The organism is Desulfurobacterium sp. TC5-1 (assembly GCF_000421485.1).
In the GTDB taxonomy this organism is placed as follows: Bacteria; Aquificota; Aquificia; order Desulfurobacteriales; family Desulfurobacteriaceae; genus Desulfurobacterium_A.
This window is the reverse complement of record NZ_ATXC01000002.1, coordinates 112,590-135,656: the sequence shown is the minus strand read 5'-3', so window position 1 is coordinate 135,656 and position 23,067 is coordinate 112,590. Positions and strand designations below refer to the sequence as shown.

Genomic DNA, 23,067 nt, shown 5'->3' with positions numbered 1-23,067 from the left:
GAGAAGAAAATGAACATAAGAAAAATCAGATGGCTCGTTCAGACCGCTTTTTTCCTTCTTGTGGCTTACGGAATTTTTGAATATGCACAGTTTGTCTATTACGGAGCACAGCGTCCCGATTTTATGGATGGTTTTTGTCCAATTTCTGGCGTTTATGACATCATTATGAAAGTTAGAAGTGGTGTAACTGACCCGTTCCACCCTGCGGCAATGGCGATAATGGTATCGGCAATACTGACTACCCTTATCTTCGGTAAGGGATTTTGTAGTTTTATATGTCCTGTTGGAACACTTCAAGATTACATTACCTTTGTTAGGAGTAAAATCTCTTTTTTCAAGAAGATTGATAAGTTTGGTGAGAAGATAAAGAGCTGGAAATTTTATAACTTTATGGATTACCCTTTGCGCTCGATAAAGTTTGTACTGCTTGCCTGGATTCTCTACATAATTTTCCAGATACCTGCACAGATGATGGCTATGATGAATCAAAACATCAATGCTGCTGCCGATATTGAACTTTTTAAATTCTGGATTGAACTTTTTAAAGGTAACAAACCCATGGTGGCTGCCATTCTGCTTGCCATTGTTGTTTCTTCCATTGTAATCCCGAGGTTCTGGTGCAAATATCTGTGTCCTTTAGGTGCTTTTTACGGGATTTTTAACCTGTTTTCTTTCACGCATCTCAGGAGATGTCCGGAAAAGTGTAACGACTGCAAGTTGTGTTCAAAATGCATTATCGGTCTTAAACCTTATAAAAGCGTTGAATTTAATAATACAGAGTGTACCATGTGTCTTGATTGCAGAAGTGCCTGTAATAAGGATGCAGTCAGGCTTCAGATTTTAGGAAGGGAAATTCCTTCCCTCCTTTACCCCGCCCTTTTGATAGGTGCTTTTATGGGAGTTATTTTTCTCTTCATCCACTTTGGAGTGTGGCACTCTCAACTTTCTCAGAGGGACGAAGCCTATTTGATTTTAAAACAAGGTTTTGATGTTAAATGGGCCAAAGACCTGTTGATGAAATAATTGCCAAAATTCCATTATAGCATAAATTACTATTATGCAAAATTGAATAAGGATTTTGTTCTACCCTCATTTGTCTTTATAAATAATGGGGGTGACAGGTTTCGACGGGGATGCAACGGTACGGATAGCGGCACGCCGAGGCGCCTACCTCGTAAAAAAGGCACAGCAAATAGCTGCCGACGAAAACTTAGCTCTCGCTGCCTAATAACGCAGCGACGTCCCCTGTGGCTCATTTCCCCGGCTACAGGTAGGGCGACAGAGAGGGGAGATAGGTTATCACCTTTTCCCCGGAGGTGATAACCGAAACTTTACGGGGATAGCTTCGGAGCGCCTGCCTGTGGGCTAACTCCGAAGCGAAGCAATAAAACACAGGCTAAGCGTGTAGAAGCTATCCGGACCGCATCTCCGGACGCGGGTTCGATTCCCGCCACCTCCACCAAAAAAAAATCATTTATACTTTAAAGCTCTTCTACCTTAATAACTTTATCTCTGTTTTCAAAGATTGTTGCCACCATTTTCTGAAACTTTTTGGGAAATGCTCTGATGTCTTCTTCGGTCGCATCTGGATTCAAAACGGTTTTCAGTATCTCTTTCGGATTTACAACAGCATACGGGTTGTAGTTTATTCCCACCTGTTTTCCATTATCAAGTCTTGTCATAACAACGTCGTAAGGCACGTTGGCGTTAAAGGACAGCAATCCTCTCCTTTTAAACCGCCCGTCAGGTATGCCGGAAAATCCATCATCGCCGCCTGCACCTGTTATTGCAGAGATGATTAGGCCTATAACCCCAAAGTTATTTTCCGTTGGCAATTTTGAAATTTCAACTTTTATGTTTCCTCTTACAGGAATCTCATCTTTGTAGAGGTGCTTTAGCCCTTCTGATGCTATTAGATAACCGCCTGCAACGGTTGCACAGCTGTGCCCTGTTATCTTCACCATATCGTAGTAGGAGTATTCAAAAATTCCGTTTCCGGCTCCTAAGAATGTGGCAAGTTCGTCTTTCACCTTGATTTTCTCTATTTTTTCAAAAAAATCTGGATATTCCATGGAACCCTCCTGAATGCGTGGTCTGGCATTCAAATTTAGAGGATTCCACAGTGTAAAACTTTAATCTGAATCAACTTTTTTCTCTAAAAGTTCTCTGATTTTGGTACTTTCTTCTGCTACTTTAATAAGGCTTATCATACCTTCCATCCAGACTCTTGTTCCAATCATCACAAGGGGCAGAAAGATTATAATTCCTATAAATGTTCCTATAAATGCAGCAGCCCCTTCCTTGTAGCTTCCAAGCAGTGCAGCAAGTGCGACTAAAGCTTCTACAACATATGCAATAGCCAGTGTTGCTCCTGCTATCTTTGTCGTTATGAATTTAGAGAAGTTGAAATCGAAGAGTATTTTGAAAAGTTCCACTCCTGCCTCCTATCCCTCAAATTTTTGTTTTATCCTTCTCTTTATTTTTTAGGGGGTGCAAAAGCCCCCCCTTTTTTTAATGTGTAACTTTTTTAGGCAATTCTTTAGCCTGCTCTATCCAGTTCTCTATCTGTTTTATCCCCGGAATCTGACGTACTAATTTTTTCTGCTCGTTTACCTCTTTTAGTTTCCTGTACAGGTTTTCTGGATTTCTCCTTGCGAGTTCAGGAACACTGTCAACGCCGCCGGCTTCTAAAAGGTCGGCATATTCTTCACCAACACCTTTTATCCGCATCAGATCTGCTCTGTTTACCCAGTTTAAAATTGTCTTTTTTGATATGCCTGTTTTCTCGGAAATTTCTTCCCTTCCTTTTGCAGTAGCTCCTTTCTCAAGGAGGTCCTCCACAGTTGCTATGCCTATTTCTGCTAATTTTTCGGCATAAGCATTTCCAATTCCTTCAATTTCTGTAATTTTTCTTCCCATGATTAACCCCCAATAATGGATTTGTTTAATAAATTTTAATTTATTTTAATTTGCATTGTCAATTGCAATTATCCGTTAAAGTCTGAAATTTTTAAAAAATAAATTCCAGTCGTTCAATAAATATCTTTAAAATGCTTACCTGGAAAGCCTAAGTGGTGTAAAGATGCTTGATTTCCCTTCGGCGGTTGACTTTTCCAATTTTCCAAATATAATTTGAACTTCGCACAGCGGTGAAATGAATTCTGGAGGTTTTAGATATGGCTGGAATGGACGAGCTTATGCAGGCGGTAAAGGAGAAGTACGCCGCAAAGGTCCCTCTTCCTGACTTCAGGCCTGGTGATACCGTAAGAGTTTATGTTAAAGTGAAAGAGGGTGACAAGGAGAGAGTCCAGGCATTTGAAGGTGTTGTTATCAGAAAGAGAGGCAGTGGCACAGACGGTACTTTTACCGTGAGGAAGGTTTCTTACGGAATCGGTGTTGAGAGGATTTTCCCGTTTAATGCTACGGTGATTGAAAGGGTTGAAGTTCTCAAGAGAGGTATTGTAAGAAGAGCAAGACTTTACTACCTCAGAGAGCGTAAGGGTAAGGCTGCAAGAATTAAAGAGAAGAAAGAGTGGATGACAAAGAAAAAATAATATTTTATGAGTCAAAACTGTGGCAGTCAGGAAAAAAGTATGTTGTTGGTATAGATGAGGCTGGACGGGGCCCCCTTGCGGGTCCCGTTGTTGCTGCCGCAGTTGTCTTTCCAAAAGGAATTTCGCCTTTTATCTTTAGAGATTCAAAAAAACTTTCCGAGAAGCAGAGGAAAGCTCTTTTTTTTGAAATTTTTGAAAAGGCCATATCTGTTGGTGTTGGTTTTGCTGACAGCATTGAAATAGACGAAATAAACATTTTAAATGCAACAAAGCTGGCAATGATGAGGGCGGTTGAATCTTTATCTGTGAAACCTGATTTTGCAGTCACCGATGCGGTTTTTCTCCTTCCTTTTGGAAAGAATCAGCTCAATCTTGTTAAAGGTGATGAAAAAAGCCTTTCCTGCGCCGCTGCAAGTATTGTTGCAAAGGTTACAAGGGATTTTATAATGGAATCTATTCATGAGGTGTTTCCTGAATATAATTTTAAAAAGCATAAGGGTTATCCTACGAAAGAGCATATAATTTTACTCAGAGAAAACGGTGCTTCACCTGTTCACAGGAGGAGTTTTGGGCGGGTTAGAGAGTGTAAATTCAGGGGAAGAAGGGGAAAGGATTGCTTCCCGATATCTACTCAAGAAAGGTTACTCTATTTTGAAGAGAAATTTCAGGAGTTATTACGGCGAAATTGATATTGTTGCTTTTGATCCTTATTCTAAAACAGTTGTGTTTGTTGAGGTAAAATTAAGGAAATCCGGTTCTCATGTTATGCCTGAAGAGGCTGTAACCCAGAGGAAGATAGAAAGAGTAAAGAAAGCAGCTTTTAAGTTTTTAAGTACTTATAAGGTTAAGTTTGAGAGTTTGAGGTTTGATGTTATAGGAATTGAAAAAGGTGAAGGTCGGGTAAAAGTTAACCACATAGAAAACGCCTTTTAAAAGTTGATATAATTGCGCGGGTGTTTATATTTAAGGCGTAAACAATTTGGAGGTTGTAATTGGCTAAGACGAGAGTGTATCAGCTTGCTAAAGAACTTGGAATGAGTTCAAAAGAGCTGATAGAGAAACTTAAAAATGAGCTTGATATTCAGGTAAAAAATGCTCAGTCAGGGCTTGACGAAAAACAGGTTATGCTTGTTAAGGAGTTTATTAAACCTCCTGAAAAGAAACCTGCAGTTAAAAGAAAAGAAAAACCTGCTGAACAGAAAAAAGAACCTGTAAAAATAGAAAAAGTGGAGAAACCTGAAGTCTCTGCCGAGAAGACTGTTTCAGAAAAAGAAGTTAAACCTTTGAAACCAAACATTCCTTCTCAAAAAGTTGAGAGACAGGAAGAGAAAAAAGGTGAAAAAGAGACAAGAAGAGAAAGAAGACAGAGAGAAAAGAAGGATGTAAGGATTCTTTCACCTGAAGAGCTTGCGAAAAGGCGCAGAAGGCGTCGTTCTCCTCGCAGGAGAGAGGAAGAAAAGGGAGAAAAAGGTCACAGAGAGAGGAGAGACAGAAGGCATCCTCAGAGAGACAGAAGGCGTCCTGCGCCAGCTTCTAAAAAAGAGGAAAAAATCACGAGGGAACAGCTTGAAAAGTTGGTCGCTTCAACCAAAGAACAGAGGGAGAAAGAGAAACCCAAGACGGAAGAAGCGATAATAGCTGAGAAAAAGAGAGAAGAGAAAGAGAGAGAAAGTGAGAAGCACTTTATGGAACTTATGCGTAAAATAGAAGAGAAAAACAGGGCAAAGGCTAAAAAGCGTAAGAAGAAAAAGAAAAAAGAAGAGAAACCTGAAGAGGTTCCTTTTGAGCAGCTCTCTGAAGAAGAACAGCTTCAAAGGCTCATTGAAGAGGAAGAGAAAGCTAAAACGGTTATTGTTCCGGAAGTTATTTCTGTTAGAGAGCTTGCCGAAAAGATGGGCGAAGACCCTAATAAGCTTATCGCAGACCTTATATCTCTTGGTAAGTTTGTGACCATTAATCAGGCGATAGATTTTGAAACGGTAAGTAAGCTTGTTGAAAAATACGGAAAAGTTGCAAAGCTTGAAGGTGCCGAAGAGGAAGAGGCTGTCCTTGAGGCGGAACTTGAAGAGACAGAGGACAAACCGGAGGATCTTAAACCAAGACCTCCCGTTGTAACCGTAATGGGACACGTTGACCACGGAAAAACGACACTCCTTGACTACATAAGAAACACAAAAGTTGCCGAACGTGAAGCCGGCGGAATTACGCAGCACATAGGTGCTTCCATTGTAGAGGTTGATACAACTGAAGGAAAGAAAAGGATTACCTTCCTTGACACGCCGGGACATGAAGCCTTCACCGCAATGAGGGCAAGGGGAGCGCAGGTAACAGATATCGCCGTTCTTGTCGTTGCGGCAGATGACGGCGTTATGCCTCAAACCATAGAGGCCATAAACCATGCTCAGGCTGCTGGTGTGCCTATAATTGTCGCTATTAACAAGATTGATAAACCCGGTGCAAATCCCGATAGAGTTAAGCAGGAGTTAACGCAGCATGGCCTTATTCCTGAAGACTGGGGTGGCACAACTATTATGGTGCCCGTTTCAGCAAAAACCGGTGAAGGTGTTGATGAACTTCTTGAGATGATTGCACTTCAGGCTGAACTCATGGAACTTAAAGCTAATCCCAATAAAAAGGCTCGTGGCGTTGTTCTTGAGGCTAAACTTGATAAACAGAGAGGTCCTGTTGCAACGTTGCTGGTGCAGTCCGGAACGCTTAAAGTTGGTGATCCGATTGTTGCAGGTCTCTACGCAGGCAAGATAAGAGCTATGTTTGATGATAAAGGAAAGCCTGTTAAAGAGGCAGGACCTTCAATGGCTGTTGAGATTCTCGGCCTTGAAGATGTGCCTCTTGCTGGTGATAAATTCTATGTTGTTAAGGATGAAAAGACGGCAAGGAAGATAGCAGAGAAGAGACAGGAGCTTGCCAGAGAATCTGCTCTTGAGAAGGAAAAGAGAGTATCCCTTGAAGACCTTTTTGCTCAGATACAGGAAGGTGAAGTTAAAGAACTTAACATCGTTCTTAAGGCCGATGCTCAAGGTTCAATAGAGGCTATACGTAAATCCCTTGAAGAACTTTCAACAGATGAAGTTAAAGTTAAGATAATACACGCAGGTGTTGGTCCCATTACTGAAAACGATGTGATGCTTGCGGCAGCGTCAAACGCCATTATTGTTGGATTTAACGTCAGGCCTGATTCTGCTGCCAGAAAAGCGGCAGAGAGAGAAAAAGTTGATATGCGTACTTACCGTGTTATTTACGACATTGTTGATGAAGTCAAAAAAGCCATGCAGGGTCTCCTCCAGCCTGAGGAAAAAGAGGTTTACCTTGGAAGTGCTGAAGTGAGAGCAACATTTAAGGTGCCGAAAGTTGGAACCGTTGCCGGTTGCTACGTTAAAGATGGTGTTATAAGAAGAAACGCCAATGTGAGACTTGTGAGAGACGGTGTCATCATCTACGACGGTAAGATTGCATCCTTAAAGAGGTTTAAAGATGACGTCAGGGAAGTGCAGGCTGGATACGAATGTGGTCTTGGACTTGAGAACTTTAACGACATTAAGGTTGGTGATGTCGTGGAGTGTTACACAATAGAAACCGTTGAGAGAGAACTGTAATGGAAGAGATTAAAAAGAAACTTGAAGAGAAATATAAAAACAACATAGAGAGAGGGCTTTCAAAAGAGGAAGCTCTCTCTAAAGCTATCGAAGAAGAGAGAGAAAATCACGATAGGGACAGTTTTGAAAAGGCAGTTGTTGAATTTTTGAAAGAACACTTTGCTGAAAGTCTCACGGAAGAAGATCCTCTTCAGGCTTTTGTGGATTCTATCTACCTTGAGTATGAGCTTCTTCTTGCAAAAGTCAAAGCCCTTTTTTCCTCGTAGGAAAAAAGCAAATTTCCCATCCATAAATCTTTACTCTTAAAAATTTTTAATATAAATTTAGTTACGAGGGGGTGGCTTTTCCGTCAACTTCTCAATTTATCTTTCGGGGAGGAAATATGGTTTCTTTTAAAAAGCCATGTTTTTTAACTGTCTGTTTTGCTTTTCTACTTTCTATTATTTATACCGGCTTTGCCTTCGCCTATCAGGAAAACTGGGCAAACTACTGTCAGATTGTCCAGACAATAAGCACACCGATATATCACAGTCAGGAGCATTTTGGCTGGAAGTATCCGATAAGGACAATAGGCGATGCAAATCCTCCACCGGGTGGTAGCGGGGGTGCATTTTATCTTCATCCTGTTTCAACGTCAGTTCCGGCTCACCTGAGGTGCAGATTTCCACAGCGGAACATAAAAGCTATTAGAGTGAAAGTGGCTGGTAATAGGAATGGCGATTGGGTTATGGTTCTTAAGGTTAACGGGAAGACAGTAAAGACTGCCACGGTGGATGGGAAGAGGTGGTACGTATATACGATACCTGTGAGGAATAATAGGAGATACACGACTGTTGACCTTTTTGCAAAGGCTAACGGCTGGTTTTTTGAGTACGCTTTTATTGACGAGATAAAACCTGTTTTCCGTTCTTCTATAAAGCTTGATAGAAGACCTGTTGCCTACTACAGCTTTGATACCTGCACTGCTAAAGACTATTCAGGTCACGGGCAGGATGGTGAAATAAAGGGTAACGTGGCGTGTGTTAACGGTGCAAAGGGGAAAGCTCTTTACTTTTCGGGCAACGGTTATGTGAAACTTCCACCTTTTGGTGCAATCTGGAGCAAAGGAATGAGTGTCTGTGCATGGGCAAGGTTTGAAGAGCCGAGAAATTTTGAAAGGATAGTTGATTTTGGAAACGGTCCCGGTGATTCTAACGGAATGAACGTTTGGTTTGGAAGGGTGGGAACAACCAACAACATCGCCGTTGAAAGCTGGATAAACAGTGACGGCAATATAAACCGAAGTGTTGGAAGATTAACTTATCCCGGCGGTATAGAAAACGGAAAGGCAAAATTTTACTGCTTTACAATAAACAACAGTAATAGAGAAATGGCTATCTACATAAATGGGCGAAAAGTTGCTCAAAAATTCGGAAATTCTGTCGCCAACGTTGAGAGATTCCAGAACTTTATAGGCCATTCAAACTGGAGCTTTTTTGATCCGGACTTTAAAGGAATGATTGATGAAGTAAAGATATTCAACTATGCCCTTTCTCCTGAACAGGTAGCTGCTCTGTATAGAAGCAGCAGTGTTATTAAAAAGCCTCAAACTACCTTCAATCAAAAACCGGCTGGTATAGTAAGATTTGGCAGATGTGCCGTGATGAATGAGCTTTCTGTTGCTGCTTTTGAGAGGGCAGGCACTCAACCAGCGTTTCCAGTCAATACAAGAAGTGTTTACGCCGTATGTGAAATCTCATCATCTGCAAAGGCAAACATAGACACCGTCTGGTACTACTTTAGACCCTCCGGTGAAAAAGAGTACATCATAAGAAAATCCATTACGTTGAGCCGTCCAGTCACCAAAAATTATCTCAAGTTTTACCTTGAAATGCCGCCGAACAGAAACTGGCCGCAGGGAAAGTATGAGGTGGATATTTTGGTAAACGGTAATGTAAGGAAAGTTCTCTACTTTAACATGAGATGAGAAAGGGCGCTTTAGGCGCCCTTTTCACACTTTAACTTTTCCTTTTATCTCTTCAATGCATCTATGTCCATTATCTTCAAGATATTTTTTAATGCCTTCAGCGATCTCAACAGCAGCGTTTGGATTGAGGAAATTTGCCGTTCCAACCTGAACGGCTGAAGCTCCTGCTATTATGAATTCAACGGCGTCTTCCCAGGTGGTTATACCGCCAATTCCTATTACGGGAATGGATACCGCTTTCGCTATCTGGAAGACCATTCTTACAGCTACCGGCTTTATGGCGGGACCGGAAAGTCCGCCTACTACATTTTTTAGCCTGGGTTTTTTAGTTCTTATGTCTATTGCCATACCAAGGAGGGTATTTATGGCGGATATTGCATCTGCTCCGGCTTCTTCTACGGCTTTTGCTATTTCCACAATGTTTGTAACGTTTGGTGAGAGCTTCATTATTACGGGTTTATCTGTGGCTTTCCTTACAATTTCTGTTATTTTTGCCGCTTCTTTCGGATCTGTTCCAAAAGCAAGTCCGCCTTTTTTCACATTTGGACAGGAGATGTTCACCTCAACTGCGTGAACGCCTTCAACACCTTTAAGGGCTTCTGCAACTGCCCTGTACTCTTCGTAGGTCGTTCCGTAAACATTTGCGATTACCTTTAGTCTGTATTTTTTAAGTTTTGGCAGTACTTTTTCTATGAAATGGTAAACGCCCGGATTCTGAAGGCCTATTGAGTTAAGCATGCCGCAGGGCGTTTCCCATATCCTTGGTGGCGGATTTCCCTCTTTAGGTTTTATTGATAGACCTTTAACACACACGGCACCTATACGGTTTAAGTCCGTGTACTTTTCGTACTCAAGACCAAATCCAAACGTGCCTGAAGCAGTCCAAACGGGTGTTTCAAACTTTACACCAAAAAGTTCAACACTTATGTCAGCCATTATCTCACCTTCCTTAAAAAGGCTATTGTTTCTATGTGGTAAGTTTGCGGGAACATATCTATGAGTTTTGATTTTTCCATGTGAATGCCGTGTTGATAGAACAGTGCTATATCTCTTGCAAGGGTTGCCGGATTGCAGGAGACATAGATAATCCTTTTAAGTCTTGGAAGAGAAGCAATTTCCCTTATGATTCTCTGGCTTAAGCCACTCCTTGGTGGGTCGATAACTATTAAGTCGGGGCTGTTTTCTTTAATGATTTCTATACCCTCTTCCGTTTCGCGACAGTAAAAGCTTATATTTCTCAGTCCATTTATGTCTTTATTATAAAGGGCATCGCTTATTGCGGAAAAGTTTGCCTCTATTCCAAAAGCCCTGTGAACGTACCTTCCTACAGGTATTGTTAGCGTTCCAACGCCGCAGTATAGGTCTGCAGCAAGCAGATATTGATATTCCATTGCACCGCGGGAGACTTTTTTAATGAGGTTTTCTACCTGAAATCTGTTAACCTGAAAGAAGGAGTCGGCACTGACGCGGAACTTAAACTTATCTACCGTTTCGTACGTAAAGTCTTTTCCGAAAAATTTAATTCTTTCAGGATATCCAGATTCGCCCGTCTTGTAGATGCCAAAACCGATTACGTTTATCTCTAAAATATTTCTGATTTCTTCAAGGCTTAGTGTTACCTTTTTAAACTTTCCCTGATAGACAAGCTTGAGGATAACTTCGTTCTTGTTAGAGGAGTATATGTGAACCTCGTTTGGTTCAGTTGCAAGCCTTTTAACAAGTTCTTTTATTTTTGGAATTGCGCCTGCAATGTCCTCTTTTAGAATGTAACAGGTGTCTATGTCAACAATTTCGTGGGTTCCCTTTGCGTAGAATCCGACCTTACCGTTTTTAACCTTTAGCTGGGCTCGGTTTCTGTAGTGCCAGGGTGACGGTGATGGTATGACTTCATCGATATTCGGTTTTTTTATCCTTCCAATTTTTTGAAGGTTCTCTTCAAGGATACTCCTTTTAAACTCAACCTGAGAATCGTAATCTATGTGTTGCCAGTCACATCCTCCGCATTTTCCAAAGTAGGGGCATCGCGGTTTTATGCGGTTTTTCCCCTTTTTCAGAATTTTTATAACTTCACCTTCACTGTAACCGCTCTTCCTTGATGTTTCCCTTACTTCGACGATGTCTCCAGGTGCTGTGAACGGCACAAAGAATGTTCTGCCTCTGTATCTTCCGAGTCCTTTCCCACCGTAAACCAGTTTTTCAATTTCAATCTGCAAGGAAGCCTCCTATGTGTGTCGGGAGTGATTAGGTTGAAATTTATGGTGCAGATTGAATTTTACCACGGTGGGATTTGTGAAGATTTATGAGGAGAAAGAAATAAAGCGGGGGAAGAATCCCCCGCCGGAGGTTACTTCTCTTCGTTTTCTCCCTTTTCCTTTTCTTCCGGCTCTTTTACTATTATTTTCACTTCTTTCTTTGCCGTTTCGGCTTTTGGAAGTCTTATTTCAAGTATTCCCTTGTCGTAGGTTGCCTCTATGCCTTCTTCTTTTACCTCTACGGGTAACGGTATTATTCTCTGAAATTCACCGTAGAAGCTCTCGCTGAAGAAAACGTTTTCTTTCTCTTCTTTCTGCTCCTGCTTTTTAACACCTTTTATAATAAGGTGATTTCCCCTTACTCTTACGTCTATGCTGTCTTTGTCAAGCCCCGGCATCTCAGCTCTTACCACCAGTTCATCCGGTGTTTCGTACATCTCTACTCTTGGTTCAAATCCCACTTCAAATCCAGGGACTTCACCAAATGACCGTGTAAGTTCTGCAAGCATTCTCTCCATCTCTTTTGAGAGTCTAAAGAAATCTTCAAAGGGATCAAATCCTCTATTTCTACCAAAGAATCCTCCAAACATCGTTCCCTCCCTTAAAAGGTTATTTTAGATTTCATTAATTCCAATTTTAAATATAGATAGAGAGGGATTGGACGTCAAGGGGAGAAAGGAAAAGAATTTTTATGAAAGGAAAGGAATTTTTATGGAAGATATTTTAAAAAGGGCGGTGCTAAACCGCCCTACGGTTAATCTCTTCTTTCGCCAAACAGGCTCAGGATGGCGAGGAAAAGGTTTATAAGGTCAAGGTACAGGGCAAGAGCACCGAAGAATGCGTTTCCGTCTGTGTATGCTACCTCTTCAAGTGTCTGTATATCGTAGGCCGTGAGTCCTAAAAATATGATGATCGTTATAGCATTTATTGCCATGTTGAATCCTGCGGAGTGAAAGAGAAACATGTTAAGCAGAGATGCAACGATTATTCCTATCAGTCCAACGAACAGATAGGTTCCGAACTGTCTAAAATCGACCTTCTTTGTCATTGCAAGCAGTGCCATTATTCCAAAGAGAATGCTGGCAGAGGCAAAAGCTGTTATGATGGAGGCACCGGTGTAAATGTAAAAAATAGGTGCAAGCAAAATGCCTTCGCAGGCTGAAAAGAGGTAAAACATTATGCCTGCCAGTAGTCCGTTCTTTCTTAAAACGCCGGTCATTATTACAAGAACGAAACTCAAGATTCCAAAACCGATAGCTCCCACTGTACCTATCCTTGCCCACAGGCCCGTGGCAAGTGTCATGTAGGCGGATATTGCCGTCAGCAAGAGTCCCAGAAACATATTTAAGAATACCTTTGAAAGGAAAGAGGCAAAGTCTGCCGTCCCTGCCTTCTCTATTTCATAAAATCTGTTCATACTCTCCTCCTTTGTCCTGAAATTGGTAACGGATATTAATATAGTGCCTTTTAACGGTGAATGTATGGCAGAAAAGTTAAATTTGCATATATTTGCATCTTGACCAGAGAGGTATTTTTGTTATAAATTACACCTCTGCTTCTTATAACTTTATTGCCCGGAGGTATTCCGTAATGTATGCAGTTGTTAGAACCGGCGGAAAGCAGTATGTTGTTGAGCCCGGTCAGGTTTTAAAGGTTGAAAAGATCAACCTACCTGAAGGGTCAGAGGTTGAGCTTGAAACACTCATGATAAGAAATGATGACGGAAGCGTAAAGGTTGGTGACGAAGTTAAAGGTGCTAAAGTTAAAGCCACAGTGGTAAGACACGGTAAAGGCAAAAAGATTATTGTGTTTAAGTACAAGGCTAAGAAGCACTATCAGAGAAAGTATGGTCATCGTCAGCACTTTACAGAGCTAAAGATTGAAGAGATTGTAGGCTAATCGGAGGTTTGTTATGGCACATAAGAAAGGTATGGGTTCTACCAAGAACGGTAGAGATACGATTGGTAAAAGGCTTGGTGTTAAAAGGCACGATGGACAGATAGTAAAGGCCGGTAATATCCTCGTTAGACAGAGAGGAACAAGCGTCCATCCCGGCGCTAATGTTGGTGTTGGAAGAGACTACACGCTTTTTGCCCTTGTTGACGGTGTAGTTAAGTTTGAGAGAAGAAGAAACAAGAAGGTTGTAAGCGTTTATCCTTTAGATAACTAATTCGCAGAGGGTTTCTTCCCTCTGCTTTTTAATCTTTCAATTACATTCTCCACATTTTCTGCGCCCAAATAGACTTTTCCGTCCGGGAGTATAAAGACAGGTGTATCAACGAGGCCTCTTGCCTTTAGTTTATCCATAACTGACCACACCTTGAGTTTCCCTTCGCTGCAGACTTTCCCTCTGTAATTTCCAGATAAAAACATTTCCAGCCCGCCATGGTTGCATACAAGTTTGTAAGCTTTCTCTTCTGCCTCTTTTCCTGAAAATGGCGCTACTATAAACTTTAACTGAATGCCATTTTTTAAAAACTCTTTTATCTTGTCACTGCTGTTTCTGCATGCTTTACAATCGGGGTCAACGATTACGTAAACGTACTTTTTGCCTTTACCAACTTTAAAGTCGACAGCTCTTTCGAGGAAGTTGAGAAAGTCTTTGTCAACCTGTCTATCAGGCAATTTAAAAATAAGCCCTTGAACAAGATATTTCTCCTGTGTATCTATGAAAAAGTTCCCCGCTTCTGCTGTTATTACTCTGCAGAATCCTTCGATACCTATCGGGTAGACGGCTTTGACGTGGATTCTCTTTTTGAAAATGCCAGATATCTGTTTTTCTACGGATTCTATAGATGGGCAGTTTGAAGCGCTGGCTGTTGAAATGGAAAGTAACGTTATAAACAGTGCAATCAGCCCTTTTTTCATAATAAAAAATTTTACCACAGTTTCTCTTGATTTCCATTGTACTTTTCATATATTAGCGATAGACATTGAGGAGGTGAAACATGTTTGAAATTAAAGACATTTTGAAAAATATAAAGAAGTACAGAGATTTGCTTGGTGAAAGGGCTCTGAACAGAGTGGAGGATCTGCAAGAGCTTGGAAAGGTGGCTTACAAAGGCTACTGGGAAAGAGATTGCGAGTACGGAGTAATAAGGGCTTTTGTGGAGACCGCAGGGCTTGATATCTCTTTTGATGAAGTGATTGAAAACAAGATGAAGATTCCCGTTAAGTGGCATTCAATATGTGGAGCTCTTACGGGTGCTTTTGTGGTTTTTGCAGTTTCTCTTCCTGAAGATGAGATAGAATCTGCCGTAGAGGAACTTGTGGAGTTTCACAACAACTCTGTCCTTCCTATCTTTTCCGGTAATGGAAGTTTGATTCCCGGTGCTTCTCCCGATTCTGTTCTTTGCAGGGATTCTATTGTGAACTGGGCAAGGAAAACGGGTATTTCACCAAGGAGTGCTGAAAGGAGAGAACGGTGTGCCAGAATTACTGCGGATATTGCTATTAAAGCAGCTGAGATAATAAACAAGAAAGTTGCTGTTTCTCAGGTTGCCGGGTAGAGCTCTTTTCTTATGGAAATAATTTTAAAGCGTTATAAATTAACTTAAACAGTTACTGAATTTCGGAGGAATTTATGGAAGAGAAGTTAACAAGGGAAGAGCTTGCCGAACTCATGGCAACCGTCCTTGAGATGGAAGGGTTTGAAGTGTATGACGTTGATACAGACGAAGAGTATAAGCCCGATTTCCTTGCCGTTTATAAAGATGAAGAGGTGGAGTATCAGATAGCCATTCAGGTTGAAGATTGCCAATCTCTTCAGACAGAAGAGGCAGAGAATAGGGCAAAGGCAATTGCGCAGCACTGCAGACAATCTGGAGAGGGATTTTTTATCTCTGTTCCCCTTGAGTGTGAAGAGGAAGGTAAAGAGAAGTTGAAAGAGTGGAACATAGGTGATGTTGCCGAGCTTGTTCCGATAGGCCTTGAATTTGAAGAAGAGGGAGAAGAGTAATAGAGGGCAGGAGATCATTCCTGCCTTTCACTACTATTTAGGAAGAGACTGTGGAAGCGAGGTTTAGAACCTTTTCCTCATATCTTAAGTCTATATTTGGCGAGCGGGTTTACCGTGTTACGGTTGATGCTGGATTCACCTGTCCCAATAGAGATGGAATAAAAGGGACAGAAGGGTGTATATACTGCTATGCAGGTTCTGAGTACGATCCATCAAAAAGAACATTATCGGTAAGAGAACAGATATCAATCGGTATTGAGCGAATAGGAAGGCGATATAAAGCAAAAAAGTTTCTTGTCTATTTTCAGGCTTTCACAAACACGTATGCGCCCGTTGAGAGACTAAAGTCCATCTACGATGAAATCAAGAATTTCCCGGAGGTTGTTGGTCTAATTGTCGGTACGCGTCCTGATGCCGTTTCGAAAGAGATTCTTGAACTTATTAATAGTTACACGGATAATTATCTTGTATGGATTGAGTATGGCCTTGAAAGCCCACATTTTAAATCTCTCCAGTGGATGAAGCGGGGACACGGATTTTCCGATTTTTTAAACGCGTATCTTATGACTAAGAAGTATGAAAAGATAAAAGTCTGCTCTCACGTTATTTTAGGAATACCTGGTGAAACAAGAGAAGAGATGTTAGAAACAGCAGATATACTTGGGGCCTTGAAAGTAAACGGTGTAAAGATTCATCCTCTCCACATAATAAAAAATACACCGCTTGCCGGACTTTACGAAAAGTCGCCGTTCCCCCTACTTTCGGAAGAAGAGTATGTTGACCTTGTGATTGACTTTATCGAAAGACTTCATCCTGACACGGTTGTTCAGAGGATAACCGGTGAGGCTCCTTCAGAGCTACTAATTGCACCTTGCTACTGCGATAAAAGGGAAAAGAATCGATTGATTCAGAGAATAAGAAACAGGTTTGTTGAGAGAGACACCTATCAGGGAAGAGCTTTCAGGTTTTGATAAACTTGAAAGATAAGAGTAATCTGCCTAAAATTCAGTTAAACTTTCCGGAGGAGTTTTAATGTTGACAGAAGAAGAGATAAAAGAGATTTTTCTTAAAACGGATGCCTTCCTTGAAGGTCACTTTTTACTTTCAAGCGGCCTTCACAGTCCTTATTATCTCCAGTGTGCAAAGGTTCTTCAGTATCCCAGGTATGCTGAAATTCTCTGCAGGGAAATAGCTGAAAAGATTGAGGAGCTTGGCGTTAATATCGATTTTGTTATTGCCCCTGCGATTGGCGGCATAATAGTTTCTTATGAAACTGCAAGGCATGTAGGTGTAAGAGGGATTTTTGCAGAGAGAAAAGATGGCGTTAACCTTGTCTTAAGGAGAGGATTTGAGATAAAGTCAGGTGAAAGAGCTCTGGTTGTTGAAGATGTTGTTACGACGGGAAAATCAACAAAAGAGACAATTGAAGTGGTAAAATCTTTCGGTGCTGAGGTTGTTGCAGTCGGAAGCCTTGTAGATAGAAGTGGTGGGAAGGTGGATTTTGGTGTTCCTTTTGTAACACTGTGGCGGTTAGATGTTCCTGCCTACGAACCTTCAAACTGCCCTATCTGCAAGGAAGGGAAAATTCCTCTTGAGAAGCCAGGAAGTAGAAAAATAAAGTAGGAAGGCATGTATGAAGATATTCAAGCCCTTTGAAGTTATTAGAGAAGAGCTTTTAGCATGTGAAGATTATGCAAGGAGACTCTTGCGTTCTGATGTGAAGTCCGTTCTTGAAGCGGGCGGTTACATATTTAACAGTGGCGGAAAGAGGGTAAGACCGGGGTTAACAATCCTTTCGGGGAAGCTTTTTAATCCTGACGATAGCCGTTTAATTCCTGTTGCTATAGCCATGGAGTATATTCATACCGCTACGCTACTTCATGATGATATTGTGGACGGTGCCTCCTTAAGAAGGGGTAAACCTTCCGCCAACGCAGTTTACGGTAATGATGTTGCCGTTTTGGTCGGTGATTACATGTTTGCTCAGGGTGTTTCAACATTTGCCACTTTTGGTGGCATGGAAGTTCTTCAAAGGGCTTTAGACGCGATTAGGGACATGTCAGAAGGGGAACTTAAGCAGCTTGAAGTTATTGGTAAGTTTGATTTAAGTGAGGAAGATTACTTTGACATAATTTACAGAAAGACGGCTTCTTTGCTCTCTACCTGCTGTGAAGCCGGAGCAATAGTTGGTGGTGCCAGTGAAGAAGAAAAGATTGCTATGAGGAAGTTTGGTAAATATATAGGTTATGCCTTCCAGCTTGTGGACGATGCGTTTGACTACATTTCAGATTCAGAGACCATAGGGAAACCTGCCGGAAACGATATCAGAGAAGGAAAAGTTACGTATCCTTTAATCGCTGTTAGAAATGGCCTTTCGGAGGTTGAAAAGAAAAAAATTAATCATATTTTAAATAAAAGCAATCCTTGTAAGGAAGAAATAGAATATGTACGTATGCTGGTTGTGAAGAAAGGGGGAATAAGTCAAACGTTTGATCTTGCTAAAAACTATATAGAAAAAGCAAAAGAGCTTCTTGGGGCGATTGAGGACTCAGAGTATAAAGAATCCCTTTTAGAAATAGCGGACTTCATAGTCGCCAGAACGTTTTAAGGCGGTTTATAAATTTTCTGGGAGGGGCTGTCCCTTCTCCACACCTCCTTGACTGAATAGAGTCAGAGGTTGGGGCAGTCCCTTCTTTGCTGTTTACAATTTACATATTTTTTTTGTAATTTTCAAGTTTTTTAAGTAAAGTTAAATCCTTATTTGTTTGAAATCCATGTGAAACAGACGTTTGCTTTTGATGATAGGTACGGTGCCAGAAGGCATGATGGTACTTCCTCTCACTCCTTTGAACATTGCAACCACTTTAAGGCGAAAAATCTGTTTTCATTTTCGCTGATTATAATGACTGAAGAACAAACTGGAAGTTTTTCCTTCAGGGAGAGTGATTTTACCCTGTATTTTATGCTGTAGTTTTTAAATTCTTTTAGAAGCCTCAGGTATTTTTTAGTTTTTGCGCTGGTTGTGGTAAAACTTGTAACGCTTACGATTGTTGTTTCTGAATATTTTAAGTAACCGTAGATATTTTTCAATGTCGGAAATGGTTGGTGCGGTAAAGAGGAGATTGACTGCCATTTCACCTGAGATTGTTTTTCCAATACTATATCGGAGGTTGTGCTCACTTTAATAAGGGTAAAATTTTAAAATAAGAAGTGTTTCAGAGAGGATAGTTATGGTTTTTAGAGACAGAAGGGAAGCTGGGGAACTTCTTGCAAGGGCGTTGATTGAAAGATACGACGGAAAGCTTGTCAATCCTGTTGTTGTGGCTATTCCAAGGGGTGGCGTTGTTGTCGCAGAGCCGATAGCTAAAGCTTTAAGTGCGCCTCTCACTTTGACATTTCCAAGGAAGATAGGTGCTCCGTTTAACGAAGAGTTTGCGATAGGGGCAGTTACAGAGACGGGACACGTTCTCCTAAATCCCTCTGTCACCGATGATGTGGCTGCAAGGCTTGGAATTACAAGGGAGTACATTGAGAAGAAGGCTCTTGAAAAGATAAGAGAGATTGAGGAGAGGAAGAGGAAGTTTGGCATTTCGGATATTGACCTTTACGACAGGGATGTTATCCTTGTAGATGACGGTATAGCAACCGGCTTAACGGTAAAGGCGGCTATTTCTGAAATACGTAGAGAACGTCCCTTGCGGATAATTCTTGCCGTTCCCGTTATGCCGGAAGATAAACTTGAGGAGTTTTCTTCTCTTGCTGACGACCTTGTTGTCCTCTATGCACCGGCCTTTTTCAACGCCGTTGGTCAGTTTTACCAGCGTTTTCCTCAGGTTGAAGATGAAGAAGTGATAGAGATTATCAGAGAGTTAAAAGAGAGATGAAGGATACGCTTTTTTCAAAGGGAAAGAGACCCCTTGCTGTGAGACTCCAGCCTGAAAATCTTAATGAGTTTGTTGGTCAAAAGCATATTATAGGCGAGGGAAAACCTTTAAGGCGATTGATAGAAAGTGATGCCGTCAGATCTTCCATTTTCTGGGGTGAGCCGGGAACCGGGAAAACGGCACTGGCAAGACTGATAGCAAAGACATCTAACGCTGACTTTATAGAGCTTAACGCCGTTACTTCAAATATTAAGGAGATAAAAGAAGCCCTTGCAAAAGGGAGAAAGAATTTTGAGATTGGCAGAAAAACAATCCTTTTCATAGATGAGATTCATCGGTTTAACAAGGTTCAGCAGGATGCTTTACTTCCTGACATAGAATCGGGTAACGTTATACTTATAGGTGCTTCAACAGAGAATCCCTACTTTTCTCTTGTTCCGGCTTTAAGATCAAGGGTAAAGCTTTACAGGTTTAATCCTCTTTCGCCTGAAGAGATAAAAACGCTGGTTTTACGTGCACTTACCGATAGACGGGGATTAAAAAGGCAAAATCTTTCCATATCTGACGGAGCACTTGAATTTCTTGCTAAACTCTCTGGAGGTGATGGCAGGAAGGCTTTAAACTACCTTGAAGAGATTGCTGCTTTAGTGCCTTCCGGTTCCAGGATAACGGAAGATACCGTTAAAGAGGTAGCTTTTGGTGAGAGTTCAAGGTATGGTAAGGGAGACTATCACTACGATGTTATTTCGGCCTTTATAAAGTCTATAAGGGGGAGCGACGTTGATGCAGCCCTTTACTATCTGGCAAGGATGCTTAAGGGCGGTGAAGACCCTGTATTTATCGCAAGGCGTCTTGTGATTCTTGCCTCTGAAGATATAGGGAACGCAAATCCTCAGGCTCTTCTGATGGCGAACGCCGCCATGGATGCAGTCTCAAAAATAGGAATGCCCGAAGCTGCTTTAACCCTTGCCCAGGTTACGATATATCTTTCAATGAGTCCAAAGTCAAACGCCGTCTATACGTCGATAAAGAGGGCTATGGAAGCGATTGAATCTGGTGATATTCTTCCTGTGCCGTTACACTTGAGAGATTCTCATTATAAAGGTGCAAGGGAGATGGGACACGGTAACGGTTACCTCTATCCTCACAATTTTCCCAAACATTACGTTAAGCAGAAGTATCTTGCTGAGGATAGAAAATTTTACTCTGACGACGGGATTGGATTTGAGAAACAGTTAAAACAGTGGCTGGAGGAGATGAAAAGTGTTGAGGATAACGGGAAAAACTGACGTTTACGGTATTTTTGGATTTCCGGTGAAACATTCTCTTTCGCCTCTTATGCAGACGGCAGCTTTTGAAGCGCTGGGAATAGATGCCGTCTATGTGCCGTTTGAGGTTAATCCTGATAATTTAGGTGGTGCCGTTTCCGGACTTCGTGCGATGAATATAAAGGGAATAAACGTTACGGTGCCTTTAAAGGAGAAGATTGTTCCGTTTCTTGATAGAATAGATGAGGTAGCAGCATTTTTGGGAGCTGTTAATACTGTTAAAAACGAAAATGGTGTCCTCTCCGGTTACAACACAGACGGCGATGGTTTTGTTGATTCCCTTGAGGAAGAGGGAGTTGACGTAAGAGGAAAGACAGTTTTGCTTATAGGTGCCGGAGGTTCCGGGAAGGCGGTTGCCTTTGCACTTTTAAATAGGGGAGCAGGAAGGGTTATTATTGCCAATCGGACGCTGGATAGAGCGGTTGCTCTTTCGGAAAAACTTAAAAGTTACGGTGATGTGGAGGCTATCTCTTTAGAGGATGTTGAAAGGGTCTTAAGCAGTGCAGACCTGATTGTGAATACTACTTCAGTCGGTATGAGGGAGACCGATCCGCCACTTTTTGATTATGAGGTTATCCCGCCTTCAGTGGTCGTTGTTGACATCATATATAAACCTTTTAAAACAGAGCTATTGAAGGTGGCAGAAGAAAAAGGTGCGAAGATTATAAATGGTCTTGGCATGCTCGTTCATCAGGGTGCACGGGCTTTTAGAATATGGACAGGGAAAGAGCCGCCTGTGGACGTGATGAAGAGGGTCATTCTGGAGCAGCTATGATAGAGTTTATGAGGGAACTTGTTGATTCTTCCGTCTGGAATCAGTACGAACCCTACTTCCTGTCTATAATTTTCGGTGCTCTTGTAGGGATAGAGAGAGAGTATAAAAAGCAACTTGAGGGGACACCGACTTTTGGCGGTATAAGGACGTTTATTCTTATATCTCTGCTTGGAACTTTATCGGCGCATGTGGCTGACGCTGTATCGCCACTTGTCGTTCCCATCGTTTTCGCGGCGGCTTCAGCTTTTATCCTCATGGCTCAAAAGAGCGAGAAGGAGCCCGGTTTAACTTCAGAGTTTGCAGCTCTTGTTACTTTCTTCACGGGTGTTCTCTGCTTTTTCAGAGAGTATCAGATTGCAGCAGTTATATCTATTGCGGTCTTTTCCGTTTTGACATTTAAAAAGCCGATGCACGAATTTGTCAGACATATCACTCTTGACGATCTTTTTGCCTTTTTGAAGTTTGCCGTTGTAACGGTTCTTATTTATCCTCTCCTTCCTGATAAAACCTTCTACGGCGTTAATCCGAGAGATGTCTGGGCAATGGTTGTTGTTATTTCTACGATAGATTTTATCGGCTACGTGCTTACAAAGTTTGTTGGAAGCAAGAAGGGAACGGTTATTACTGGACTGATAGGCGGGCTTGTGTCGAGCACTGCCGTTACCGTCACGCTCTCTTCATTTGCAAAGAGGAATCCTGTTATAGTTAGTGAGTACGCTGCAGGGATAGTTGGTGCCTCTGCGATAATGTTTTTCCGCATACTGACACTTGTTTTTATCGTTAATACTTCTCTTATAAAGTTTTTCCTCTTTCCCTGCGTTGTTGCTACCATTTTTGGTCTCTTATTTACCTACGCCAGAGCCAGGATGACAAAGGGAAATGAAAAGATAGAAGTTGAGAATCCCTACGAACTTTCAACTGCACTTAAATTCGGTGTATTTTTTGGATTTGTTCTCTTTCTCACAAAGTTTGCTGCAAGGTACGTTGGTGCCTGGGGACTTTTTGCGATAGCTGCCGTTTCCGGCCTCTCCGATGTTGACGCCATAACGCTTTCTATGGCAAAACTTTACTCTTCTGGTGAAATTACAGCTCTTGTTGCAGTTGCAGCGATATTCATTGCAGCAACTGTAAATACTCTGTTCAAATGGTTCCTCACTCTATTTATTGGCGGTGAGGCAATATTTAAGGAAAGCACAAAAGGGTTTCTTTTACTCCTTGCAGGTGAAACTTTGGGACTTGCAGGCGTTTTTGCGATTCTCTTTCGTTAGACAACCACACCGCCGGATTGAGAGGTGATCTTTACAGGTCTGTTCTCATCATCGACCAGAACAACCGTTGGTGAAAAGTGTTCAAGCTCATTTTCCTCAAGTTCGCAGTAGGATACGATTATGACTTTATCCCCAACTTGAACTTTTCTTGCAGCTGCACCGTTAAGACATATAACGCCACTTTCCGGCTCACCGGGGATAACGTAAGTGGAGAAACGCTCGCCGTTCGTTATGTTATATATGTCAACCTTTTCATAGGGAAGAATGTCTGCAAGCTTCATAAGTGCCGAATCTATGGTAATGCTTCCTTCATAGTTAAGGTCAGCCTGTGTTACCGTTGCTCTGTGTATTTTTGACTTAAACATAAATCTTCTCATCCTGTCTCTCCGTTAGAGAGTTTATCCAGAGTAAATATATGTAAATTTGGTGTAAAAGTGCAAAGCAGAGGGTATGATGAATTATTGGTGA

28 protein-coding genes and 1 other RNA gene are annotated in these 23,067 nt (G+C 41.6%); 19 read left to right on the top strand and 10 right to left on the bottom strand.

Annotated features, from left to right (window positions below; translation table 11 throughout):
* Positions 1-9 precede the first annotated feature (9 nt).
* Positions 10-1,023, top strand: a complete 1,014-nt coding sequence (locus H153_RS0108325; RefSeq protein ID WP_022847665.1) for a 4Fe-4S binding protein — start codon at positions 10-12, stop codon at positions 1,021-1,023.
* An 87-nt stretch (positions 1,024-1,110) separates the two neighbouring features.
* Positions 1,111-1,462, top strand: a transfer-messenger RNA (tmRNA) gene (ssrA, locus tag H153_RS10120).
* Positions 1,463-1,481: 19 nt separating this feature from the next.
* Here the strand turns inward: ssrA and H153_RS0108320 are convergent.
* The 3 genes from H153_RS0108320 to H153_RS0108310 all read right to left on the bottom strand — a co-directional run bounded on the left by H153_RS0108320 (position 1,482) and on the right by H153_RS0108310 (position 2,919).
* The gene (locus H153_RS0108320; RefSeq protein WP_022847664.1) at positions 1,482-2,072 is read right to left on the bottom strand and encodes a hypothetical protein; all 591 of its coding nucleotides are present in this window, start codon (positions 2,070-2,072) and stop codon (positions 1,482-1,484) included.
* 60 nt (positions 2,073-2,132) lie between these two features.
* Positions 2,133-2,435 (bottom strand): DUF4282 domain-containing protein, encoded by a 303-nt coding sequence (locus H153_RS0108315; protein ID WP_022847663.1) that lies wholly within the window; start codon positions 2,433-2,435, stop codon positions 2,133-2,135.
* A 76-nt stretch (positions 2,436-2,511) separates the two neighbouring features.
* Positions 2,512-2,919: a DUF4332 domain-containing protein gene (locus tag H153_RS0108310; RefSeq protein ID WP_022847662.1), complete on the bottom strand. Its 408-nt coding sequence runs from the start codon at positions 2,917-2,919 to the stop codon at positions 2,512-2,514.
* A 266-nt stretch (positions 2,920-3,185) separates the two neighbouring features.
* Here H153_RS0108310 and rplS point away from each other — a divergent pair, with 266 nt between their 5' ends.
* The 6 genes from rplS to H153_RS10015 all read left to right on the top strand — a co-directional run bounded on the left by rplS (position 3,186) and on the right by H153_RS10015 (position 9,134).
* Positions 3,186-3,554, top strand: a complete 369-nt coding sequence (gene rplS / locus H153_RS0108305; RefSeq protein ID WP_027720119.1) for a 50S ribosomal protein L19 — start codon at positions 3,186-3,188, stop codon at positions 3,552-3,554.
* Positions 3,533-4,243 carry a ribonuclease HII gene (locus H153_RS09705; protein WP_022847660.1) on the top strand — a complete coding sequence of 237 codons (711 nt, stop codon included), beginning with the start codon at positions 3,533-3,535 and terminating at the stop codon, positions 4,241-4,243. Before rplS ends, H153_RS09705 begins: the two co-directional genes overlap by 22 nt.
* A complete protein-coding gene (locus H153_RS0108295) occupies positions 4,167-4,487 on the top strand; it encodes a YraN family protein (protein ID WP_081638860.1) in 321 nt (106 codons plus the stop codon). The genes H153_RS09705 and H153_RS0108295 overlap by 77 nt, the downstream gene beginning before the upstream one ends.
* A gap of 59 nt (positions 4,488-4,546) precedes the next feature.
* Positions 4,547-7,168, top strand: coding sequence for a translation initiation factor IF-2 (infB, locus tag H153_RS0108290; RefSeq protein ID WP_022847658.1), 2,622 nt, complete (start codon positions 4,547-4,549; stop codon positions 7,166-7,168).
* Complete coding sequence (locus H153_RS0108285; protein WP_022847657.1) at positions 7,168-7,434, top strand: hypothetical protein; 267 nt, start codon at positions 7,168-7,170, stop codon at positions 7,432-7,434. The genes infB and H153_RS0108285 overlap by 1 nt, the downstream gene beginning before the upstream one ends.
* A 116-nt stretch (positions 7,435-7,550) precedes the next feature.
* The gene (locus tag H153_RS10015; RefSeq protein WP_022847656.1) at positions 7,551-9,134 is read left to right on the top strand and encodes a LamG domain-containing protein; all 1,584 of its coding nucleotides are present in this window, start codon (positions 7,551-7,553) and stop codon (positions 9,132-9,134) included.
* A gap of 24 nt (positions 9,135-9,158) precedes the next feature.
* Here H153_RS10015 and H153_RS0108275 read toward each other — a convergent pair whose 3' ends face one another.
* From H153_RS0108275 to H153_RS09695, 4 genes are all read right to left on the bottom strand, one after another.
* The gene (locus tag H153_RS0108275; RefSeq protein ID WP_022847655.1) at positions 9,159-10,070 is read right to left on the bottom strand and encodes a dihydroorotate dehydrogenase; all 912 of its coding nucleotides are present in this window, start codon (positions 10,068-10,070) and stop codon (positions 9,159-9,161) included.
* Positions 10,070-11,347: a class I SAM-dependent RNA methyltransferase gene (locus H153_RS0108270; RefSeq protein ID WP_022847654.1), complete on the bottom strand. Its 1,278-nt coding sequence runs from the start codon at positions 11,345-11,347 to the stop codon at positions 10,070-10,072. The genes H153_RS0108275 and H153_RS0108270 overlap by 1 nt, the downstream gene beginning before the upstream one ends.
* Before the next feature lie 131 nt (positions 11,348-11,478).
* The gene (locus H153_RS0108265) at positions 11,479-11,976 is read right to left on the bottom strand and encodes an Hsp20/alpha crystallin family protein (RefSeq protein ID WP_022847653.1); all 498 of its coding nucleotides are present in this window, start codon (positions 11,974-11,976) and stop codon (positions 11,479-11,481) included.
* A 164-nt stretch (positions 11,977-12,140) separates the two neighbouring features.
* Positions 12,141-12,803 (bottom strand): Bax inhibitor-1/YccA family protein, encoded by a 663-nt coding sequence (locus tag H153_RS09695; RefSeq protein WP_022847652.1) that lies wholly within the window; start codon positions 12,801-12,803, stop codon positions 12,141-12,143.
* A gap of 173 nt (positions 12,804-12,976) precedes the next feature.
* Here H153_RS09695 and rplU point away from each other — a divergent pair, with 173 nt between their 5' ends.
* Positions 12,977-13,285 carry a 50S ribosomal protein L21 gene (gene rplU, locus H153_RS0108255; RefSeq protein WP_022847651.1) on the top strand — a complete coding sequence of 103 codons (309 nt, stop codon included), beginning with the start codon at positions 12,977-12,979 and terminating at the stop codon, positions 13,283-13,285.
* A gap of 13 nt (positions 13,286-13,298) precedes the next feature.
* The gene (gene rpmA / locus H153_RS0108250) at positions 13,299-13,556 is read left to right on the top strand and encodes a 50S ribosomal protein L27 (RefSeq protein ID WP_022847650.1); all 258 of its coding nucleotides are present in this window, start codon (positions 13,299-13,301) and stop codon (positions 13,554-13,556) included.
* Here the strand turns inward: rpmA and H153_RS0108245 are convergent.
* A complete protein-coding gene (locus tag H153_RS0108245; RefSeq protein ID WP_022847649.1) occupies positions 13,553-14,272 on the bottom strand; it encodes a hypothetical protein in 720 nt (239 codons plus the stop codon). The two genes, rpmA and H153_RS0108245, sit on opposite strands and share 4 nt — an antisense overlap.
* 62 nt (positions 14,273-14,334) lie before the next feature.
* Here H153_RS0108245 and H153_RS0108240 point away from each other — a divergent pair, with 62 nt between their 5' ends.
* The 5 genes from H153_RS0108240 (at position 14,335) to H153_RS0108220 (ending at position 17,952) form a co-directional block, all read left to right on the top strand.
* Entirely contained in the window at positions 14,335-14,895 is a 561-nt protein-coding gene (locus H153_RS0108240; protein WP_022847648.1) for a C-GCAxxG-C-C family protein, read from the top strand.
* A 74-nt stretch (positions 14,896-14,969) separates the two neighbouring features.
* Positions 14,970-15,344: a hypothetical protein gene (locus tag H153_RS0108235; RefSeq protein ID WP_022847647.1), complete on the top strand. Its 375-nt coding sequence runs from the start codon at positions 14,970-14,972 to the stop codon at positions 15,342-15,344.
* A gap of 50 nt (positions 15,345-15,394) precedes the next feature.
* On the top strand, positions 15,395-16,315 hold the full coding sequence (locus H153_RS0108230) for a TIGR01212 family radical SAM protein (RefSeq protein WP_022847646.1): 921 nt from the start codon (positions 15,395-15,397) through the stop codon (positions 16,313-16,315).
* Positions 16,316-16,376: 61 nt separating this feature from the next.
* A complete protein-coding gene (pyrE, locus tag H153_RS0108225; RefSeq protein ID WP_022847645.1) occupies positions 16,377-16,967 on the top strand; it encodes an orotate phosphoribosyltransferase in 591 nt (196 codons plus the stop codon).
* Positions 16,968-16,977: 10 nt separating this feature from the next.
* Positions 16,978-17,952, top strand: coding sequence for a polyprenyl synthetase family protein (locus H153_RS0108220; RefSeq protein ID WP_022847644.1), 975 nt, complete (start codon positions 16,978-16,980; stop codon positions 17,950-17,952).
* Between the two features lie 230 nt (positions 17,953-18,182).
* Here the strand turns inward: H153_RS0108220 and H153_RS10220 are convergent, their stop codons facing one another.
* Positions 18,183-18,500, bottom strand: a complete 318-nt coding sequence (locus tag H153_RS10220) for a hypothetical protein (RefSeq protein ID WP_196799804.1) — start codon at positions 18,498-18,500, stop codon at positions 18,183-18,185.
* 74 nt (positions 18,501-18,574) lie between these two features.
* Between H153_RS10220 and H153_RS0108210 the strand changes: the two genes are divergently transcribed.
* From H153_RS0108210 to H153_RS0108195, 4 genes are read left to right on the top strand one after another with little or no spacing between them, the layout of a single operon-like run.
* Positions 18,575-19,228, top strand: a complete 654-nt coding sequence (locus H153_RS0108210; RefSeq protein WP_022847642.1) for a phosphoribosyltransferase family protein — start codon at positions 18,575-18,577, stop codon at positions 19,226-19,228.
* Positions 19,225-20,517 carry a replication-associated recombination protein A gene (locus H153_RS0108205; protein ID WP_022847641.1) on the top strand — a complete coding sequence of 431 codons (1,293 nt, stop codon included), beginning with the start codon at positions 19,225-19,227 and terminating at the stop codon, positions 20,515-20,517. Before H153_RS0108210 ends, H153_RS0108205 begins: the two co-directional genes overlap by 4 nt.
* On the top strand, positions 20,492-21,331 hold the full coding sequence (locus H153_RS0108200) for a shikimate dehydrogenase (RefSeq protein ID WP_022847640.1): 840 nt from the start codon (positions 20,492-20,494) through the stop codon (positions 21,329-21,331). The genes H153_RS0108205 and H153_RS0108200 overlap by 26 nt, the downstream gene beginning before the upstream one ends.
* Complete coding sequence (locus H153_RS0108195; protein WP_022847639.1) at positions 21,328-22,599, top strand: MgtC/SapB family protein; 1,272 nt, start codon at positions 21,328-21,330, stop codon at positions 22,597-22,599. The genes H153_RS0108200 and H153_RS0108195 overlap by 4 nt, the downstream gene beginning before the upstream one ends.
* Here H153_RS0108195 and panD read toward each other — a convergent pair.
* The gene (panD, locus tag H153_RS0108190; protein WP_022847638.1) at positions 22,596-22,976 is read right to left on the bottom strand and encodes an aspartate 1-decarboxylase; all 381 of its coding nucleotides are present in this window, start codon (positions 22,974-22,976) and stop codon (positions 22,596-22,598) included. The genes H153_RS0108195 and panD overlap by 4 nt on opposite strands.
* Positions 22,977-23,067 lie beyond the last annotated feature (91 nt).

Bases quoted from the DNA above. Each gene is read 5' to 3' on its own strand.
- H153_RS0108325 (WP_022847665.1), top strand. From the start codon at position 10: ATGAACATAAGAAAAATCAGATGGCTCGTTCAGACCGCTTTTTTCCTT.
- H153_RS0108320 (WP_022847664.1), bottom strand. From the start codon at position 2,072: ATGGAATATCCAGATTTTTTTGAAAAAATAGAGAAAATCAAGGTGAAA.
- H153_RS0108310 (WP_022847662.1), bottom strand. From the start codon at position 2,919: ATGGGAAGAAAAATTACAGAAATTGAAGGAATTGGAAATGCTTATGCC.
- rplS (WP_027720119.1), top strand. From the start codon at position 3,186: ATGGACGAGCTTATGCAGGCGGTAAAGGAGAAGTACGCCGCAAAGGTC.
- H153_RS0108285 (WP_022847657.1), top strand. From the start codon at position 7,168: ATGGAAGAGATTAAAAAGAAACTTGAAGAGAAATATAAAAACAACATA.
- H153_RS10015 (WP_022847656.1), top strand. From the start codon at position 7,551: ATGGTTTCTTTTAAAAAGCCATGTTTTTTAACTGTCTGTTTTGCTTTT.
- H153_RS0108275 (WP_022847655.1), bottom strand. From the start codon at position 10,070: ATGGCTGACATAAGTGTTGAACTTTTTGGTGTAAAGTTTGAAACACCC.
- H153_RS0108265 (WP_022847653.1), bottom strand. From the start codon at position 11,976: ATGTTTGGAGGATTCTTTGGTAGAAATAGAGGATTTGATCCCTTTGAA.
- H153_RS09695 (WP_022847652.1), bottom strand. From the start codon at position 12,803: ATGAACAGATTTTATGAAATAGAGAAGGCAGGGACGGCAGACTTTGCC.
- rplU (WP_022847651.1), top strand. From the start codon at position 12,977: ATGTATGCAGTTGTTAGAACCGGCGGAAAGCAGTATGTTGTTGAGCCC.
- rpmA (WP_022847650.1), top strand. From the start codon at position 13,299: ATGGCACATAAGAAAGGTATGGGTTCTACCAAGAACGGTAGAGATACG.
- H153_RS0108240 (WP_022847648.1), top strand. From the start codon at position 14,335: ATGTTTGAAATTAAAGACATTTTGAAAAATATAAAGAAGTACAGAGAT.
- H153_RS0108235 (WP_022847647.1), top strand. From the start codon at position 14,970: ATGGAAGAGAAGTTAACAAGGGAAGAGCTTGCCGAACTCATGGCAACC.
- pyrE (WP_022847645.1), top strand. From the start codon at position 16,377: ATGTTGACAGAAGAAGAGATAAAAGAGATTTTTCTTAAAACGGATGCC.
- H153_RS0108220 (WP_022847644.1), top strand. From the start codon at position 16,978: ATGAAGATATTCAAGCCCTTTGAAGTTATTAGAGAAGAGCTTTTAGCA.
- H153_RS0108210 (WP_022847642.1), top strand. From the start codon at position 18,575: ATGGTTTTTAGAGACAGAAGGGAAGCTGGGGAACTTCTTGCAAGGGCG.
- H153_RS0108205 (WP_022847641.1), top strand. From the start codon at position 19,225: ATGAAGGATACGCTTTTTTCAAAGGGAAAGAGACCCCTTGCTGTGAGA.
- H153_RS0108195 (WP_022847639.1), top strand. From the start codon at position 21,328: ATGATAGAGTTTATGAGGGAACTTGTTGATTCTTCCGTCTGGAATCAG.
- panD (WP_022847638.1), bottom strand. From the start codon at position 22,976: ATGAGAAGATTTATGTTTAAGTCAAAAATACACAGAGCAACGGTAACA.